The sequence below is a fragment of the Ruania alkalisoli genome, from assembly GCF_014960965.1.
Taxonomy (GTDB): Bacteria; Actinomycetota; Actinomycetes; order Actinomycetales; family Beutenbergiaceae; genus Ruania; species Ruania alkalisoli.
The window spans coordinates 2,099,331-2,115,443 of sequence record NZ_CP063169.1 but is presented as its reverse complement, the minus strand read 5'-3'; the positions used below and the strand labels follow the sequence as shown (position 1 = coordinate 2,115,443).

General features: G+C 67.4%; 15 protein-coding genes and 1 tRNA gene. 3 read left to right on the top strand and 13 right to left on the bottom strand.

The window, feature by feature from the left end; genetic code table 11:
• Positions 1 to 38: 38 nt before the first annotated feature.
• The 5 genes from IM660_RS09310 to IM660_RS09290 are packed head-to-tail and all read right to left on the bottom strand — an operon-like array spanning position 39 to position 5,049.
• On the bottom strand, positions 39 to 452 hold the full coding sequence (locus IM660_RS09310) for an NUDIX hydrolase (protein ID WP_193499031.1): 414 nt from the start codon (positions 450 to 452) through the stop codon (positions 39 to 41).
• Entirely contained in the window at positions 449 to 925 is a 477-nt protein-coding gene (locus IM660_RS09305) for a cob(I)yrinic acid a,c-diamide adenosyltransferase (protein ID WP_246465294.1), read from the bottom strand. The genes IM660_RS09310 and IM660_RS09305 overlap by 4 nt, the downstream gene beginning before the upstream one ends.
• Positions 909 to 2,162, bottom strand: coding sequence for an ABC transporter ATP-binding protein (locus IM660_RS09300; RefSeq protein ID WP_193499029.1), 1,254 nt, complete (start codon positions 2,160 to 2,162; stop codon positions 909 to 911). The genes IM660_RS09305 and IM660_RS09300 overlap by 17 nt, the downstream gene beginning before the upstream one ends.
• Positions 2,159 to 3,979: an ABC transporter permease gene (locus IM660_RS09295; protein ID WP_193499028.1), complete on the bottom strand. Its 1,821-nt coding sequence runs from the start codon at positions 3,977 to 3,979 to the stop codon at positions 2,159 to 2,161. Before IM660_RS09295 ends, IM660_RS09300 begins: the two co-directional genes overlap by 4 nt.
• Positions 3,976 to 5,049, bottom strand: a complete 1,074-nt coding sequence (locus IM660_RS09290; protein ID WP_193499027.1) for an extracellular solute-binding protein — start codon at positions 5,047 to 5,049, stop codon at positions 3,976 to 3,978. Before IM660_RS09290 ends, IM660_RS09295 begins: the two co-directional genes overlap by 4 nt.
• A 300-nt stretch (positions 5,050 to 5,349) precedes the next feature.
• Here IM660_RS09290 and IM660_RS09285 point away from each other — a divergent pair, with 300 nt between their 5' ends.
• A complete protein-coding gene (locus IM660_RS09285) occupies positions 5,350 to 6,519 on the top strand; it encodes an AI-2E family transporter (protein WP_193499026.1) in 1,170 nt (389 codons plus the stop codon).
• Between the two features lie 14 nt (positions 6,520 to 6,533).
• Here the strand turns inward: IM660_RS09285 and IM660_RS09280 are convergent, their stop codons facing one another.
• Both IM660_RS09280 and IM660_RS09275 read right to left on the bottom strand, forming a co-directional pair.
• Entirely contained in the window at positions 6,534 to 7,193 is a 660-nt protein-coding gene (locus tag IM660_RS09280; protein ID WP_193499025.1) for a response regulator transcription factor, read from the bottom strand.
• A complete protein-coding gene (locus IM660_RS09275) occupies positions 7,190 to 8,848 on the bottom strand; it encodes a GAF domain-containing sensor histidine kinase (protein WP_193499024.1) in 1,659 nt (552 codons plus the stop codon). Before IM660_RS09275 ends, IM660_RS09280 begins: the two co-directional genes overlap by 4 nt.
• Positions 8,849 to 8,973: 125 nt before the next feature.
• On the opposite strand from IM660_RS09275, the gene IM660_RS09270 reads away from it, so the two are divergent.
• On the top strand, positions 8,974 to 9,783 hold the full coding sequence (locus IM660_RS09270) for a universal stress protein (RefSeq protein WP_193499023.1): 810 nt from the start codon (positions 8,974 to 8,976) through the stop codon (positions 9,781 to 9,783).
• Between the two features lie 52 nt (positions 9,784 to 9,835).
• Here the strand turns inward: IM660_RS09270 and IM660_RS09265 are convergent, their stop codons facing one another.
• Entirely contained in the window at positions 9,836 to 10,339 is a 504-nt protein-coding gene (locus IM660_RS09265) for a universal stress protein (protein ID WP_193499022.1), read from the bottom strand.
• On the bottom strand, positions 10,336 to 10,824 hold the full coding sequence (locus tag IM660_RS09260) for a GyrI-like domain-containing protein (protein WP_193499021.1): 489 nt from the start codon (positions 10,822 to 10,824) through the stop codon (positions 10,336 to 10,338). Before IM660_RS09260 ends, IM660_RS09265 begins: the two co-directional genes overlap by 4 nt.
• A 162-nt stretch (positions 10,825 to 10,986) precedes the next feature.
• On the opposite strand from IM660_RS09260, the gene IM660_RS09255 reads away from it, so the two are divergent.
• A complete protein-coding gene (locus IM660_RS09255; protein ID WP_246465238.1) occupies positions 10,987 to 12,912 on the top strand; it encodes a heavy metal translocating P-type ATPase in 1,926 nt (641 codons plus the stop codon).
• Here the strand turns inward: IM660_RS09255 and IM660_RS09250 are convergent.
• The 4 genes from IM660_RS09250 to IM660_RS09235 form a co-directional block, all read right to left on the bottom strand.
• Positions 12,893 to 13,732, bottom strand: a complete 840-nt coding sequence (locus tag IM660_RS09250) for a universal stress protein (protein WP_193499020.1) — start codon at positions 13,730 to 13,732, stop codon at positions 12,893 to 12,895. The genes IM660_RS09255 and IM660_RS09250 overlap by 20 nt on opposite strands.
• Before the next feature lie 119 nt (positions 13,733 to 13,851).
• Positions 13,852 to 15,540, bottom strand: a complete 1,689-nt coding sequence (locus tag IM660_RS09245; RefSeq protein ID WP_193499019.1) for an FAD-dependent oxidoreductase — start codon at positions 15,538 to 15,540, stop codon at positions 13,852 to 13,854.
• Entirely contained in the window at positions 15,537 to 15,740 is a 204-nt protein-coding gene (locus IM660_RS09240) for a thioredoxin domain-containing protein (RefSeq protein WP_193499018.1), read from the bottom strand. The genes IM660_RS09245 and IM660_RS09240 overlap by 4 nt, the downstream gene beginning before the upstream one ends.
• A gap of 251 nt (positions 15,741 to 15,991) precedes the next feature.
• Positions 15,992 to 16,065, bottom strand: a tRNA-Pro gene (locus IM660_RS09235).
• Between the last annotated feature and the right edge of the window lie 48 nt (positions 16,066 to 16,113).

The following is a 16,113-nucleotide window of genomic DNA, read 5'->3' as shown; positions in this document are numbered from 1 at the left end:
CACTGAGTAGTGGGTGCCCGGCGGCTCCGGTCGACGGCTCAGGGCAATGCGACAGCAGGGGTGATGACATCGAGCAGGGAGCGGTCCTCCGCGCGTCGCAGCAGCGCCGTGGCGTCATCGATCGAGACCCACCTGCGGCCGTCGATCTCGCGGTTCGGCACGAAGTCGCGTTCGCCGACGACACTCATCAACCAATAGTGCGTGCGCTTCGGACTGTCGGTCTCATCGGTGTAGACGATGGTGCCGACGTAGTCCCCCAGCTCGCACCGGAGTGCCGTCTCCTCCTCAACTTCACGCAGCGCTGCGTCCGCGATGCCCTCCCCCGGGTCGACCTTCCCCTTGGGCAGGGACCAGTCGTCGTACTTCGGGCGATGGATGAGCACGAGTTCGGGACCATGCGCCCTCACACGCACCACGATGCCACCGGCTGCGATGACCATCGACGGACTCATGTGCTGAGGATGCCCTTCTTGCCGTCGTGCTCGACCATGTCGAACCGGGTGACCGTGTCGGCCAGCTCGCAGAACTCGGCCACGCTGTGCCGTCCGGTGATGATCACACTCACCCCGGGATGACGGTGCTGGATCGTCTCGACGACCTCGGTCACCTCGAGCCAGCCGCTGTGAATCGCGTGCGTCAGCTCGTCGAGTACGACGAGGCTCGGCTCCGGCTCGGCGAGTGCCTCGCGGGCATGGCCCAGGGCCACCTGGGCCAGCGCCGTCGGATCGCGGGAGCCCCAGGTGAGTTCGGGCGAGAGCACTGGCCAGTGAATGCCGAGTGGGCCGGCCTGTGAGATCTCCGCGGCGTTCCAGGACCCTCCCTTGAGGAACTGGACGACCGTCGTTGGCCAGCCGCGACCCCGGGCGCGCACGGCATAGCCGATCGCCGCCGCGCTCTTGCCCCAGCCCTCACCGGTGAACAGCATCACGATCCCACCCTGACCAGGCGGGGCTGCCTTCCTCGCGCTCACGGCTCGATCCTCTCAGCGCCGGCTCGGCGAGTCGATCCTGCGCGCCGAAGATCAGCACCCCGGCGGGGTCGATCCGCACGTGCACCGGCTGGTCTCGATCGAGCCTGTGTTCGCTAGGGAACACGAGTGAGCCGCCGACCGCGTGCTCGCCCGGCGAATGGGCCACACTGAGCCGGGTGCGATAAGCACTGCCTTCGAAGACCGAGGACTGCACCAGGCCGCTGACGATGTTCGGGCCGCTCTCGTGCGCGCTCACCACACGGATGGCGTCAGCGTGTACGTGGACTGTCGGTGCCGCCGTCCCGTCGTGGGCCGACGCATCGCCGCCGCAGTCTCGTCCGTGCAGCGAGAACGACCCGATCACGGCTCTGGCTGTCTCAGGTACGTCCCGGTACGCGGCGTCGGGGGTCAGCGTCGAGGAGAACCCGGCGAGACTGGCCACCCACGTCGACCGTGGCCGGGTGAAGAGCCCCTGCGGCGAGTCGAGCTGCACGATCCGGCCCTGATGCAGCACCAGGATGCGATCAGCGAGTGCGAGAGCCTCACTGACATCGTGCGTGACGTAGATCGTGGTGGTACCGAGCGAAGCCAGCAGGGTGGCGAGCTCTTCGCGCATGGCGGCACGCAGTTGCACGTCGAGATTGGACAACGGTTCGTCGAAGAGCAGGAGCTCAGGCGACGTGGCGAGTGCCCGCGCGATGGCGACCCGCTGCTGCTGGCCGCCGGAGATCTCGGCCGGACGGCGATCCGCCAGCCCGTCCAGCTGCAGGAACCGCATCAGCTCCTCCACGCGCGCGGCCCGTTCGGCCGAGTTCACCCGGTGGGCGCCATACCGCAATCCATAGCCGATGATGTCGCGTACCGGCATGTGCGGCCAGAGTGCGTAGTCCTGGAACACCATGTTGATCCCACGTCTGTCCGGTGGGACGAGCAGACCTGGTCGGGAAAGCAGGCGATCGCCGACCCGGATCTCGCCCGCATCCGGGCTCTCGAGCCCCGCCACGAGCCGGAGCAGCGTCGATTTGCCGCATCCGGACGGTCCGAGCACGCACAGCGTCTCGCCCGCCTCGATCGTGACACTCAGATCGTCGATCGCTCGCCTTCCGCGTTCGTACTCCTTGGACACGCTGGTGATCTCCAGAGACACGCCTGGAGCGGTGAGTGCGGTCGTGGGTTCACTGAACGTGGTCATGGCAGCGGGCCTCTCGTCGTGCGGCTCGATGGCGATGCGTGATCGGTGGGAGCGGCGGCGCTTCCCCGGGTAGGTCCGGTGGGGGCCCCGGGGGCCAGCAGCACCATCCCGAGGCGGGAAGCGACCAGAGCGCAGAGCACCACCAGCACGGCCGTGAAAAGCGCCCCGGCGGTGGCGTATCCGTAGTGGCCGCGATCGAACTCCATGAGGATCTCCACCGGAAGTGTGGTGAAGGACGGTGGTGCGAGCATGGTGGTCGCGGCAAGGTCGAACACACTCGAGGCGAACACGGCCGCCAACGCCGAGACGACCGCGGCGGCCACGACCGGCAGCAGCACCGTGCGCAGGCGGACGAACAGGCCCGCACCGCTGAGTGCCGCGGCATGCAGGAAGGCCGGAGGAACCTGCGCGAGGGCACCGAGCTGTAGCCGGACGGCCACCGGCAGGGCGGTGGCCACTCCGGCGAAGACCAACAGAACGGGTGAGCCGTACAGGGACAGCCCGAGATCCGCGAGCACAGGCTGGTTCCAGAGGAAGATGTAGCCGACCGCCAGCACGATGCCCGGCACGGCGAGGGCGACCGTGCCGGACAGGTCGATGAAGACCTTCCCGCGGAACCCGGTGAACGTGAGCACGACTGCGATGAGGAATCCGAGGACGGTGGTCAGGATGGCAACTGTCGCAGCGATCGCCAGCGAGTTGGTGGCACCGGTGAGCATCGCGCTGCCGCGGGCGAAGATCTCACCGTAGTGTTCGAGCGTGAAGTTCCCGGGAGCCAGACCACCGGCGGCCGAACGTGAGAGCGAGACCTGCAGTGACGAGCCGAGCGGGATCCCCAGCACGAGCAGCACGACCAGGACCGTCACCGCGGTCCATGCCCGTGGCCTGCGTGCGCGTGGGACGATGACCCGCGAGGCGCGGTTGGTGAGGAAATCAAAGCGGGATCGGCGCAGGATCCGCATGTAGACGATGATGGCGAGCGCAAGGATCACGATGAGGTAGAAGGACAGCACCCCTCCGAGCTCGAACCGGACCGGGCTCTGCCGTACGGAAGCGTAGATCGAGTACGGCAACGTGGGATAGCTGTATGACGTGGACAGGGCAGCGGGCAGCCCGAAGTCGCCGAGGACGTCGACGAATACGAGGATCGCACCAGAGATCAGGGCGGGCGCCAGCAGCGGGAGCCGGACTGTCCGCAAGACGGTCAGTGGGCCCGCTCCGCTCAGCGCAGCGGCCTGGCGGTAGGAACTGTCATCCCAGCGGAGTGCGGCCGAGGTCGCCAGGTAGGCGAGCGGGTACTGGGTCAGGCTCATGATGACGATCAGCCCACCGGGCGAGAACACCAGGGGGCCGATCCAGTCTGCGCCGAAGGAGTTGGCCGCCACGCCACTCGGTGAGGCGAACAACACCCAGCCCTGCGCGAGGATGAAGGAGGGACTCACGAGCAACACCCAGGCGGCGCCGTCGAGAATCCCTACCCCTGGGTAGGCGACGCTGTGACGCAGGATCGCAAGCGCGGAACCGAAGCCTCCGCCGAGGACCATCGCCCCGAAGGCCAGGGTGAGCGAGTTCACCAGGCTCGCCTGCCACAGCGGTCTCTCCCCGATCTCGGTGAGCAGCCCTGGCTGGAACGACCAGTCCGGTGTGAGGCCGATCCCCGGGAAGACCCCTTGTGCGAGCACGAACAAGAGGGGCAGGCCGACCAGGACGACGAGCACCCCGACCAGGACCGAGCCGAGCCCGTTCTCCGCGCGTGGAAGGCTCAGTCTGGGGCGACTGGCAGCCGCCCCAGTTGCCGGCCCGGCCGACGACGTCACCGGACCGACTGGTTCGCGAACCAGTCCTTGATCTCAGCCTCCTGATCGGCGGCGAACTGCCCGTCAGTGATCAGCAGCGGCGCGTCCTGCGGGCGTTGCTGCGGCAGGGAGGACGTGTCCGTTCCGGTCACGTACGGGGTGAGGATGCCGTCGTTCTCGCCATGTTCCATGAGGTAGCCCATGGTCTCGGGGGTCAGCAGCCAGTCGACGAGCGCAGCGGCAGCACATGGGCGCGGGGTGTCAGCACTGATCGCCACTCCCCGGACGACGCCGGGCGCCCCGTCGTCGGGCCAGACGAAGTCGACCGGATCGCCCGCATCGATCAGCTCGTAGACGTTCTGCTCCTGCACGGCTGCGACGGGCACCTCCCCGGAGGCCAGGGCCTGGCCGACGGGTCCGTTCTTGGGATAGGTGTTGAGTCCGTTCTCCATGAGCGCACCGAAGTACTGCTCGGCCCCCTCGGTGCCGCGGTCCTGGAAGAACCAGGACACGATCGGATAGGCGGGCGCTGCCACTGCCGGGTCAGCGATGCCGACCGGCGCGTAGCGGGGGTCGGTCAGGTCGTCCCAGGTCCGGGGGGCATCGGCGGCGTCGATCACGTCGGTGTTGTAGGCGATCACGGCGGCAGCATGTTCGCTGATCGGAAGCCATGCGTTGTCCTCTGGCGCGATGCTCTGACCGCGGTCGTCAAGGTTGTCGCGGCTCTGGGAGCTCCAGCCGGTGAGCAGCTCTCCGCGGTCGGCGAGCCCCTGCAGGCTGCCGTGCCCGTCCAGGACGACGACGTCCCACTGGGGGTTGTTCGCCTCAGCCGCGATGCGAGCCAGGATCTCGCCGCCACCGAGGTCGGCGATCTCGGTGGCAATACCGGTGTCCGCAGTGAATTGGTCGCTGAGTACCGGACCCCACGGATTGAGGTACACGCGTAACGCACCGTCCTCGGCTGCGCAGCCCGGCTCGTGCGCCGCGTCCGCTGCTTCGGCAGACTGGGTCGGTTCGGCTCCACAGGCACCGAGGGTGAGGACCGCCGCGCTCCCGAGAGCGATGGCGCTGTATCGAGTCTTCCGTGTCACTGTGATCCTCCGGTTCGAGCGGGCTGGAGCGGCGCACACGATCCGTGTGCGTGTGACTCGACGATCGCGCCTGGATCCGAACGCCACCCGCCATTCACGTAACAGTCACTCTCCGGGAACATGAACTCCTGAGAACTGTGGACAGGCTCGCCACCCGACCGTTCATGCTCTCGTCACCCGCGCGACACCCCGGCGCGATCCACGGGCCGACACCACCGGCCCGGCATCGCCATCGTGGGTAGGCTGGCACCCGTATGGACCGGGGATCTCAACCACCGGCCACCGGACGGGAGGGGCATCATGGGGCTGTTCACACGTCGGCGCGGCGAGGGATCGCGTCTGGCGCAGATCGAGGAGCCAGGACCGGCACGCACCGACGACCACCGGGCCGGTGCCTCTGCCCTATGGGCTGACGGCGTCGGCCGCGTAGGGACGCGTTCACTGCAGGTGCTGGCCATCCTGGCGCTGGTGTCGGTGGCGGTATTCGCCCTGACGCGGCTGACTCTGGTGGTCATCCCCGTGCTCATCGCGCTGGTGCTCGCGGCCGCCATCTCCCCGCTGGTGGGACTGATGCGCCGGCGCGGCATGCCGTCCGTGGTGGCGACCGTGATCTCCTTGCTCACCGTGGTGGCGGTGCTGGCGGGAGTGGTGTGGCTGGTCACGGTCGCAGTCGCCAACCAATGGCCCACCCTGCGCGACCAGGCGCTCGACGGTTTCTCTCAGTTGCAGGAGTACGTCCAGGGGCTGCCGTTCGAGATCACCGACGAGCACATCCAGTCGCTGCAGGACTCCGCGCTCGAACTGCTTCAGTCCGACGCGGTCGGATCCGGTGCTATCGCCGGGGCCTCGCAGACGTTCGACTTCGTGGCTGGTCTGGCCATCTTCGTGGTGGTGTTGTTCTTCTTCCTCAAGGACGGACCGCAGATCTGGCAGTTCATGTTGCGGCCGCTCGAAGGTGCACGATATGAGCGGGGCCAGCGGATCGGCGAGTCAACGGTGCGCACTCTCGGTGGGTACGTCCGGGGTACGGCGATCGTCGCCGCTGTGGATGCGATCTTCATCGGGATCGGGCTGGCGATCGTGGGTGTCCCTCTGGTGATTCCGCTCGCGGTGCTGGTGTTCCTCCTGGCCTTCATCCCGCTCGTGGGTGCCACGCTGGCCGGGGCACTCGCCGCGCTGGTGGCTCTCGTGGCGGTCGGACCGGTCCAGGCGCTCGTGGTGGTCGGGATCGTCGTTCTGGTCAACCAGCTCGAGGGCAACTTCCTCCAGCCAGTCGTGATGGCGAGGACATTGAGCCTGCACCCGCTGGTGATCCTCGTCGCGCTGACTGCGGGCACTGTCCTTGTCGGGCTGACCGGGGCGGTACTGGCGGTACCGATCGCTGCCTCGATCTGGGGCGCTATCCAGGTGTGGGACGGCCCGGATCTACCAGCACGGTTCGCGCGGAAGAAGGACCGCGACCCCGCCTAGAGTTCGCCGGGCGCCTACGGGGCTCGCGGACCCAGCCTCCTCAGGCCCTCACTCTGCTGAACGCCGAACGCGGCCGCCTGGGTACGGCGCTCGAACCCGAGCTTGAGGAAGAGACTCGTCGCGTAGTTCTTCACCGTCTTCTCGGCGAGCCCGAGCCGGGAGCCGATCTGCCGGTTCGTCAACCCTTCGGTGATGAGTGCGAGCACCTGACGTTCGCGGAGGCTGAGCGCGTCATAGCGCGGATCCTCCCGTGCGACCGGCCTGGCGTGCTCGGCGACGTGCCGGGCGACGCGTCCGTCCAGCAGCGAGCGGCCTCCCGCAACGAGGCGGACATCGCGCACCAAAGTGGAGCCGACGACGCTCTTGCCGACGTAGGCCGAGGCCCCCGCCAGCACCGCAGCAACGGCCGCTTCGTCGTCGTCGTAGGCAGTCAGGATGAGGCATTTCGTCTCAGGGAACTCCGACCGGATGTCACGGCACAGATCCACCCCGTCGCCATCAGGCAGGCGCAGGTCGAGCACCGCGACATCAGGACGAACGGCGCGCACGCGCGGCAGTGTGTCGGCGACCTTCGCCGCTTCGCCGACTACCTCGATGTCGTGCTCGCGCCCTAGTAGGTCGGCGATCCCGCGCCGGACGACCTCGTGGTCATCCACCAAGAACACGCGGATCATCGTGCACCATCCGACGTCAGTGGCACCCGCCACGCAGCGGTCGTGCCATCGGGGCCAGAACGAAGCTCAAGGTCGCCACCGCGCCGCTGCGCTCGCTCCGAGATGTTCGCCAGTCCGCTCCTGTGCCCCGCAAGGCCCATCCCGCCCCCGTCGTCCTCGACGACGAGCTCGAGCAGGTGGCCTCCTGCTCGCACCTCGACGCGCACGTGTTCTGCGCAGGCATGACGAACCACATTGCTGAGTAGCTCGCGCGCAACAGCCATGACCTCACCAGCCATCTCACTGCCAGCGAGAGTGTCCACCGGTCCGGCAAACTCGACATCGACGTTCCGAGGCAGGTGACGAGAGACTTCGATCGCCAGGTCCAGCACCCGATGGCGCAGTGTCTGTCGATCCGACGCAACCGCCCTGAGCGCGAAGATGATCGTGCGGATCTGCGAGATGGCGTCGTCGATCGCATCGACGGCAGTCCGCAGCCTCTCAGCCTCAGCCGTCGGCACTGAGCCTTCGAGTGAGTGCAGCTCAAGGCCTGCTCCGAACAACTGCTGGATCACCCGATCGTGCAGGTCTCGTGCGATCCTGGCCCGATCCTGGCTCAGGAGCATGCGCTGGTGCTGCTCGCGCGCCTGGGCCAGTTCCATGGACAGAACGATCCGACCGGCAGCATCGGTGACCGCCTCGATCTCCGAACGCCCGAACGCCCGGCCCCGCGGCTGCCTGCCCACCGCGAGTACGAGCGGCTCGATCCCAGCGGGCGCGAACCGGACGAAGAGCACCGGACCTGTACCGGTGCTGTCCCGGACCGCGAGGGCGTCTGCATCGCTGAGCGCGGTGGTCGCACCGCTACGAGCCACCGGCTCGCCGCTCTCGAGCACAAGGACGGCGGAGGTCTCCTCGGTCGTGAGGAGTCTGCCGTTGTATTGAGCTGCATCGGTGCCCCTGGCGGCGATGATGCGTGCTGTCAGCGGTTCTTCCCCTGGCTCGAGTACTGCGACGCGAGCAGCGCCCAGTTCCTCGAACACTGCATCGGCGAGTAGTGCAGGCACGCCGTCCGTACCGGTCTCAGTCAGCACGGCAGAGACGTGGGCCCCGATCGCTGCCCACCGTTCTCGATCGCGGGCGGCGGAGTACAGCCGGGCGTTCTCCACCGCGATCGCAGCCGTTGCCGCCAGGGTCCTGACCAGCCTCTCGTCCTCGTCAGTGAAGTCACCCCCGCGCTTCTGCGTCAGATAGAGGTTGCCGAAGACCTCTTCGCGGATGCGGATCGGTACACCAAGGAAGCTCGACATCGGCGGATGCCCGTCCGGAAACCCCACCGAACGAGGATCATCGGCGATGTGTTGCAGACGGATCGGCTCCGGGTTGGTGATCAAGGCACCGAGCACACCGCGACCCTCGGGCAGCCGACCGATCCGCTCCACTGTGCCCGGATCCATGCCCACATGCACGAACTCCTCCAGCCACCCGTCCGGCGCAAGGACTCCCAGCGCACCGTAACGAGCGTCCACCAACTCGACGGCGACTTCGGTCAAACGGCGCAGAACCTCCGGCAGCTCGAGATGGGAGACCACGGCGTCGGTCCCACGGATCAGCGCGCGTAGGCGCGCCTCCGAGTCTGTGCTCGAGCGGTCGATCTGGCCGTACGGTTCGTCCAACGGTGGCACCTGCACGTTCGTCCCGATCTTCAGGCTCCGGAGTTTGCACGGTACCACCGCCCGCGACACGTCACCACGGGACCTAGGCCCCGTTCGCCGGCGCCGCTGCGACTGACGATGGTGTGATGCAGAACGACATCGGGGCGACAGCAGCGGGACCGGCCATGTACGTCGTCGGCATCGATGGCAGCGCCTCGAGTCGTGGCGCGCTGAGCTGGGCGCTGCAACGAGCACGCAGCTCGGGTGCGGCATTGACGCTCGTCGCCATCGTGGACGCCGAGTGGGCGGCGGTGGGTGAGGAGTTGTTCACTCAACTGCACTCGACTGTCTCAGCACGCGTGGAGAGCGAGCTGCACTGGGCTCGCCTGACCGAACCCACGGTCGCGATCACGGCCCGGGTTCAGGTCGGAGCGCCGATGCCGCAACTCGCCGATGCGGCGGCAGGTACGCAGCTGCTGGTCGTCGGCACCCACAAGTCCGGCTATATCCGCGGCAAGGCACTCGGTGCGCGCAGCGTGCAGCTTGCCCTGCGAACCACGACTCCGGTGGCCGTGATACCCCGACTCGGAGAGCGGAGCCGCTCCGGCGTCGTCGTCGCGGGCGCGGGTGGCGGCGCTGGCTCAGCGATCGCGTTCGCTGCTCGCGAGAGCGCCCGGCGCGGCGAGCCTTTGATCGTGGTGTGTTCGAGTCCCCTGGCCGATCGCGACCGGGTGCTCGAGCACGCGCGCCGTCAGGCGCTTGCCGTTGCCCCGGAGGTCGAGGTCGGGACGCGGTGGACCGAGCAGGACCCGGCCGAACTACTGATCGCGCTCTCGAGTAGCACCGTCACGACAGTGATCGGGAAAAGATCGGGGTCAGAGGCGAGGCTTGGACGGATCGCGATTGAGGTGCTCATGAACCTCGCTGGACCGGTGATTATCGTACCCGGAGCGTGAGACGGCCCGCGCAGTGCCTCTGCGCGGGCCGCCGTGCCTCTCTTCGTGGTCGCTACTGCCCCTCAGCCGGTACGACCAACACTGGGCAGTGAGCGTGCGAGACACACGCCGAACTGACCGATCCCAGCAGCAGCGCAGCGAGGCCGCCGCCATGCCCGCGTCGTCCAACGACCAACATGGCGGCACCACGCGCTGCCTCGACCAGTTCCTCTGCCGGCCTCCCCTCGCGCAAGGTGAGTTTGCACCAGGCTGGGCGGCCCGCAGGGAAGACCGCTCCCACCGCAGTGTCCAGAGCACGGTTGGCATCCTCAGCTGGGTCCCACTGAAGATCGAGGTACACACCCCCCAGGGTCACGGGGGTGGAGGTCCAGACGGCGATCGCTTCGACGTCGTAACCGAGCTCGCGCGCGAGATGGGCACTCTGGCGGAGCGCCTCGTGAGAGGCGTTCGAACCGTCGATTCCAACGACGACCCGGCCGGGTCGGGTGTGACCGGACTCGGTCTCCTCACCGGTAGTCCGGTCCTCGTCAGTAGCCTCGGGAACATGACTGGTCATGATGGATTCCTCTCTGTCAGCATCAGCGCCACTGTCGGCCAGACGATGCGGGTACGCCAGGTGTTCGGGTCGGGATCCGACTCAGGGCCCGCTTCATAGACCTCCCACATCTCCTCAGAGGGAGTCAGGTGGTGGTCAAACATCCAGCGCTCTATCTCGGCGTACGCACCAGCAAGGTGGTCATAGGGGCCTCGGTGTATCGCCTCGACGACGCGCGCGGCGGGAAGCGTAGACGAAATGACTTCCCCTGAGTCCTCCACCACGGGATCGACGGGGAACCCGATCTCGACATCCACGGCGTCGGCGGCCACCGCTCGATACCGAGCGAAGGGCGGTCCCGCTGTGCGCGCTCCGCGAGCGGAAACGCTGGCCAGTACTGTCCGCAGCGATTGCTCGATACAGCGAGACAAGTCTTCGACAGGCACTCTTGCACGCACCGCCGCGACAGGTTGCTCAACTACCTCCATCAGACGGATCTCATCCACGAGTGGCTCCTTTCGCCGTCATGACCAGGCAACGCCCACAGCAAGGGCAGCGAAAGGGCCATTGGTCCCGTGACGAAGTAGACACCCGCGGCGTACCTCCTTGACGTCACAGCGGGACTTTCGCCCCTACTTCACGGATTCGGCAGCCACCACGATGGGAACATGACCATGACCGAGAACGCCGTCGACGCAAGGCCGACGGCGCGGCAGATGTCGGCTTCCACCCCATCAAGGTGGGCGATGCTGGTTCGGTATCCGTGGGTCCTTGCCACGCTCGCAGTCGCGGCGCTCGGCGGAATCGCTCAGCTGACGACCTGGCATGCGTACACCTGGGTACTTCCCGCCGGCTACGCCCTTGTCGTGGCCGGGCGATCCGCGTGGCGAATGACACGAGAGCTGCGACGGGGAACGTACGGGATCGACATCCTCGCATTCACGGCGATCGTAGCCTCCGTCGCGGTGGCAGAGGCATGGGCAGCCCTCGTCATCGTGCTCATGCTCACCGGAGGCGAGGCATTGGAGGACTACGCGTCCGCGCGAGCTCGGCGCGATCTGACCGCGCTCCTGTCCCACGTACCGCGCGTGGCTCACAAGGTGACTAGCGACGGCACCACCACCGACGTCCCGGTTGACGCGATCGCTCCAGGTGATCAGGTGCTGGTGCGGCCCTTCGAGATCGTGCCCGTCGACGGCTCTCTTGTGACCGGATCAGCCACGTTCGACGAATCCTCTCTCACGGGCGAAAGCCTTCCAGTCGAACGGACAGCGGGCCAGGAAGTACTCAGTGGCGGGGTGAACGGCTCGACGGCGGTTGTGCTCTCTACCACGCACGCTGCGCGGGACAGCCAGTACCAGCAGATCATCACGTTGGTCGAAGGTGCCTCCGCGAGCAGGGCTCCGATCGTCCACCTCGCCGACCGCGTAGCGATCCCATTCACGGTGGTGGCGCTCGCGATCGCCATCGGCGCGTGGGCTCTGTCGGGTGACCCTGCGCGACTCGCCGAGGTGCTCGTGGTCGCGACACCATGCCCTCTCATCATCGCGGCTCCGGTCGCATTCCTCGCGGGCACAGGACGCGCAGCACGGAGGGGAATCATCGTCAAGAGCAGCGCGACGCTCGAGAGCCTACGGCGAGTGCGAACCGTTGCCTTCGACAAGACAGGCACGTTGACGCGCGGTGCGCCCTCGCTGGTCGAGGTCCGCGCAGCTGGAGGACTCACCGACGATCAGGTGCTGCGATTGGCTGCCTCGGCAGAGCAGTACTCCAGTCATGTGCTCGCGGCAGCCGTGATCGGCGCGGCACGCTCGCGTGACCTCCCCCTCTCGGGGGCCGAGACCGCGCAGGAGGTACCCGCGCATGGTGTCACCGCGCTCGTGGACGGGCGCTCGGTGGTCGTCGGCAAGCGCACCTACGTCGCTGATGCGGTGGGGGTGTCCCTTGCGGGCACCACGATCGGGCCAGGCGAGATGGCTGTCTATGTCGCGATCGACAGCTCGTACGCGGGAGCGCTCGTGTTCAGCGACGAAGTACGGGGCGAGACCCCGCAGACGCTCGAACGACTTCATGAACACGGAGTCGAGCACATCGTGATGCTGACGGGAGATGATCGTCTCACTGCTGACCACGTAGGCCAGGCATTGAGGATCGACGACGTCCGGGCGAACTGCCTGCCGGCAGACAAGGTGGACGCGGTGACCAGCCTCCCGCACCGTCCGGTCGCGATGGTAGGCGACGGTGTGAACGACGCGCCCGCCCTCGCTGCCGCGGACATCGGCATCGCGATGGGAGCGCGCGGATCGACCGCAGCCGGTGACTCGGCGCATGTGGTCCTGCTGCGCGACGACATTTCCACCGTCGCGGACGCTCACACGATCGCACGCGAGACGGTCACGATTGCGTTGCAGAGCATCTGGGTCGGCATGACGCTCAGCGCCGCGTTGATGGTGATCGCGGCGTTCGGTGCACTACCGGCCCTGGTCGGCGCATGGTTGCAGGAGGGTGTCGACGTGGTCGCCATCCTCTGGGCCTTGCGCGCGGGTCTGGCCCACCCGTCGACTCCGCGCAAAGCTAGCGCACGACGACCGTGACCGTCCCCATGCCGGCGAGCACCTCCTCGCTTGTCGATCCGAGCAAGAACCGTGCGACCCTCCCCCGACCATGGGATCCGACGACGGTCAACCTCGCCTCCTGGGCGAGGCGGTTGATGGCCTGTCCCGCCGATTCACGCTGCACGAGACGGCGAACCTCCAGATCCGGATAGTCGACGAGCACCGGTGCCAGTGACTCGGTGAGAAGCTCTTCAGTCGCCTCCTGCATTCCGGCGAGGTACTCGGTGGGATAGGAGCGTACGTGCAACGGGAGCGGCACCGTCGTCCAGGTGCTCACGGCCGTGAGCGGGTCACCGCTAGCGTGTGCCTCTGCCGCAGCGAAGCGGAGTGCGTTAGCTGAATGCTCGGAGCCGTCGACGCCCACGACGACGCCAGTCCGGCCCGCGATCTCGATGTCCGGCACCACCACCACCGGGCAGTGGGCGCCACCTGCCACACGAATGCCGTACGGCCCGCGCGGCGACTGCGCCCCTGGGCCGCGGTAGTCGCTCCCGATCACGAGCAGATCGACACTCTTAGAGGCGTCGACGAGACAGTCGACGAAGCCTCCGCGCTCGAGGCGGGTCGTGACAGGCACACCTCCGGCCCCGATCCGCTCTGCCTGCTGAGCGAGTAACTCCTCCGTGAGTTCGAGGGCGTGTTCGAGCACGGGCGCCTCACTGAGCGCACCGGACGCGGAACCGACGATCGAGATCAGTTCGATGCTGCCGCCGCGGCGGATGGCACGTTCGACCGCCCACTCCGACGCCCTGCGTGCGGCCGAACCGTCCGTCAGCCCGACCAGTATCCGCTCGCCCATGTCGCGTCCCTCCTCCTGCGCGTATCCGAGACTACCGGCTTCCACTCCCGTTGATCGGACTGGCCGTACCTGGTGCACGTCGTGTGCGCGCACCGCCCGCACGCAATTCGGCACATCCCTCAGACACGTTCTACCTCCCTCACCGTGAGGACCTCGTCGGCACGGCCGGCGAGCACAGCACGGAGGGTGAGCATCCCGCCTGACAGCGACGCCGAGTCGTACCCCGCCTGGGCTAGGACCCGGTGCGCCATCGCCGAGCGAACCCCAGAGGCACACATCACCCGAACCGGCCGGCCCTTCGCGGCAGCACGGACCTCATCGAGGCGTCCGCGCAGTTCGGTGTGCGGGATGTGCAGAGCATCCGGCAGCATGCCCATGGCAACCTCCGCATCCGTGCGCACATCCAGCACCAAAGCCTGCGCCTGCACGATGTCGAGGTCGTGGGCGTCCCACAGCGTCATGGTCCCGTCAAGCACGTTCGCCCCGAGCATCCCGGCCAGGTTGATCGCGTCCTTCGCCTGCCCGTACGGAGGTGAGTACGCCAGGTCCAGATCGATCAGATCCGCCACCCCCAGGCCTGCACGGATCGCCGTGGCCAGCACATCGATCCGCTTGTCAACTCCATCCAGTCCGACTGCCTGCGCACCCAGCAGCAGCCCATCGGCAGCGCGGATGTGCAGACTCAGATGGACCTGCGTGGCGCCTGGGAAGTACCCGGCGTGCTGGTTCGGATGCACGTGCAGCGTCCGGTACTCCAGTCCTGCGACGTCCAGTGCAGCGCGGTTCGCGCCGGTCATCGCCACCGTCAACTCTCCCACGCGGACAATCGCGGTGCCCAGTGGTTGCGGAATCGCCCGGGCCATCCCGGGGCGGAGAATGTCGTCGGCCACCAGACGCCCGGCACGGTTCGCCGGACCCGCCAGGGCAACCGGACGACGGATGCCGGTCACCGCATCGGTGCTCACCGTCGCATCCCCGACTGCCCACACACCCGGCAACGAGGTGCGGCCGTGCTCGTCAACGACAATCCCCCCGCGCTCGCATGCCACCCCGGCTCGTTCGAAGACCGCCGTGTCCGGTCGAACCCCGACCGCGAGCACAATCATCTCCGCCGGCAGCCGGGTCCCATCGGAAAGCACGACCGTATCGGCGTCCGCACCCGGCACTATCTCCGCGGCCGCGCTGTCGGCACGCACCGCGATACCGAGGCGGAGCAGTTCCTCCGCCACCAGCCACGCCTGCTCAGGGTCCAAGGACGGGAGGATGTGATCCGCGCGCTCGACCACCGTCGTTTCGACCCCCTGCCGCGCCAGTGCTTCGGCAGTCTCGATGCCGATGAAGCCGGCTCCCAGCACCACCGCCCGGCGCACGTTGCCCTCAAGCAACTCACGCAAGGCGACGGCATCCGGAACCGTGCGCAGGGGATGCACACGAGATGACCCGAGTCCTGGAATCGGCGGCGTCAACGGCTGGGCGCCCGGGGAGAGCACCAGGGCGTCGTACGACAACCGCTCCTCCCCCGCCGGCGTACGCACCGTCAACTCGCGGGCCTCCGCGTTCAGGTCAATCACGTCGTGCGCAGTGCGGACATCCAGGTTCAGAGCGGCCTTCAACCTCTCAGGCGTCTGGACCAGCAGCGCGTCCTGGTCGGCGATCTCTCCACCGAGGTAGTAGGGCAGCCCGCAGTTGGCATATGACACGTACGGTCCGCGCTCGAGCACGACGATCTCCGCTCGCTCATCCAGGCGCCTCGCACGAGCCGCGCAACTCATTCCCCCGGCGACCCCACCGACGACGACGATCCTCACCGCGGATCACCTCCCGCAGTGCGGTTCTGCTCCGCAAGCATCGCGCTCACCATGTCCGGATATTCATGCGGCGCCTCGTCGAACACCCACCCGAACATCCGGCATGGTCCGCACCAGTCTGCCCAGAATTCCGACAACACTGCGCCCTCACTGGAGGGCACCTCTTCCACCTTGTCCTTCGTGATCTCTCTCGTCATCATGTCACCACTATACCCCCCGGGGTATTGCGGATTCGCAGTGTTGGTTACATGACGCGATCACCGCGCGCGATCACGTCCAGCCGGTCGCCGCCCGCTCACCGGTACTGGGCGGCTGCGACGCTAGAGCGCACTACGAGGTCACCGTGGGTGGGGCAGCGCTGCCCGGATCAGCATCTGACCTATGGCCCCTACATCCCCACATCCGCCAACTAAAAAGTCCCGGAAACTGTTGAGTTTCCGGGACCTCTCGGTCGGGCTGACAGGATTTGAACCTGCGACCCCTTGACCCCCAGTCAAGTGCGCTACCAAGCTGCGCCACAGCCCGAGGGCCCGCTAAGCGAGCCGGAGATGACACTACCGCAGCCCCACCTGT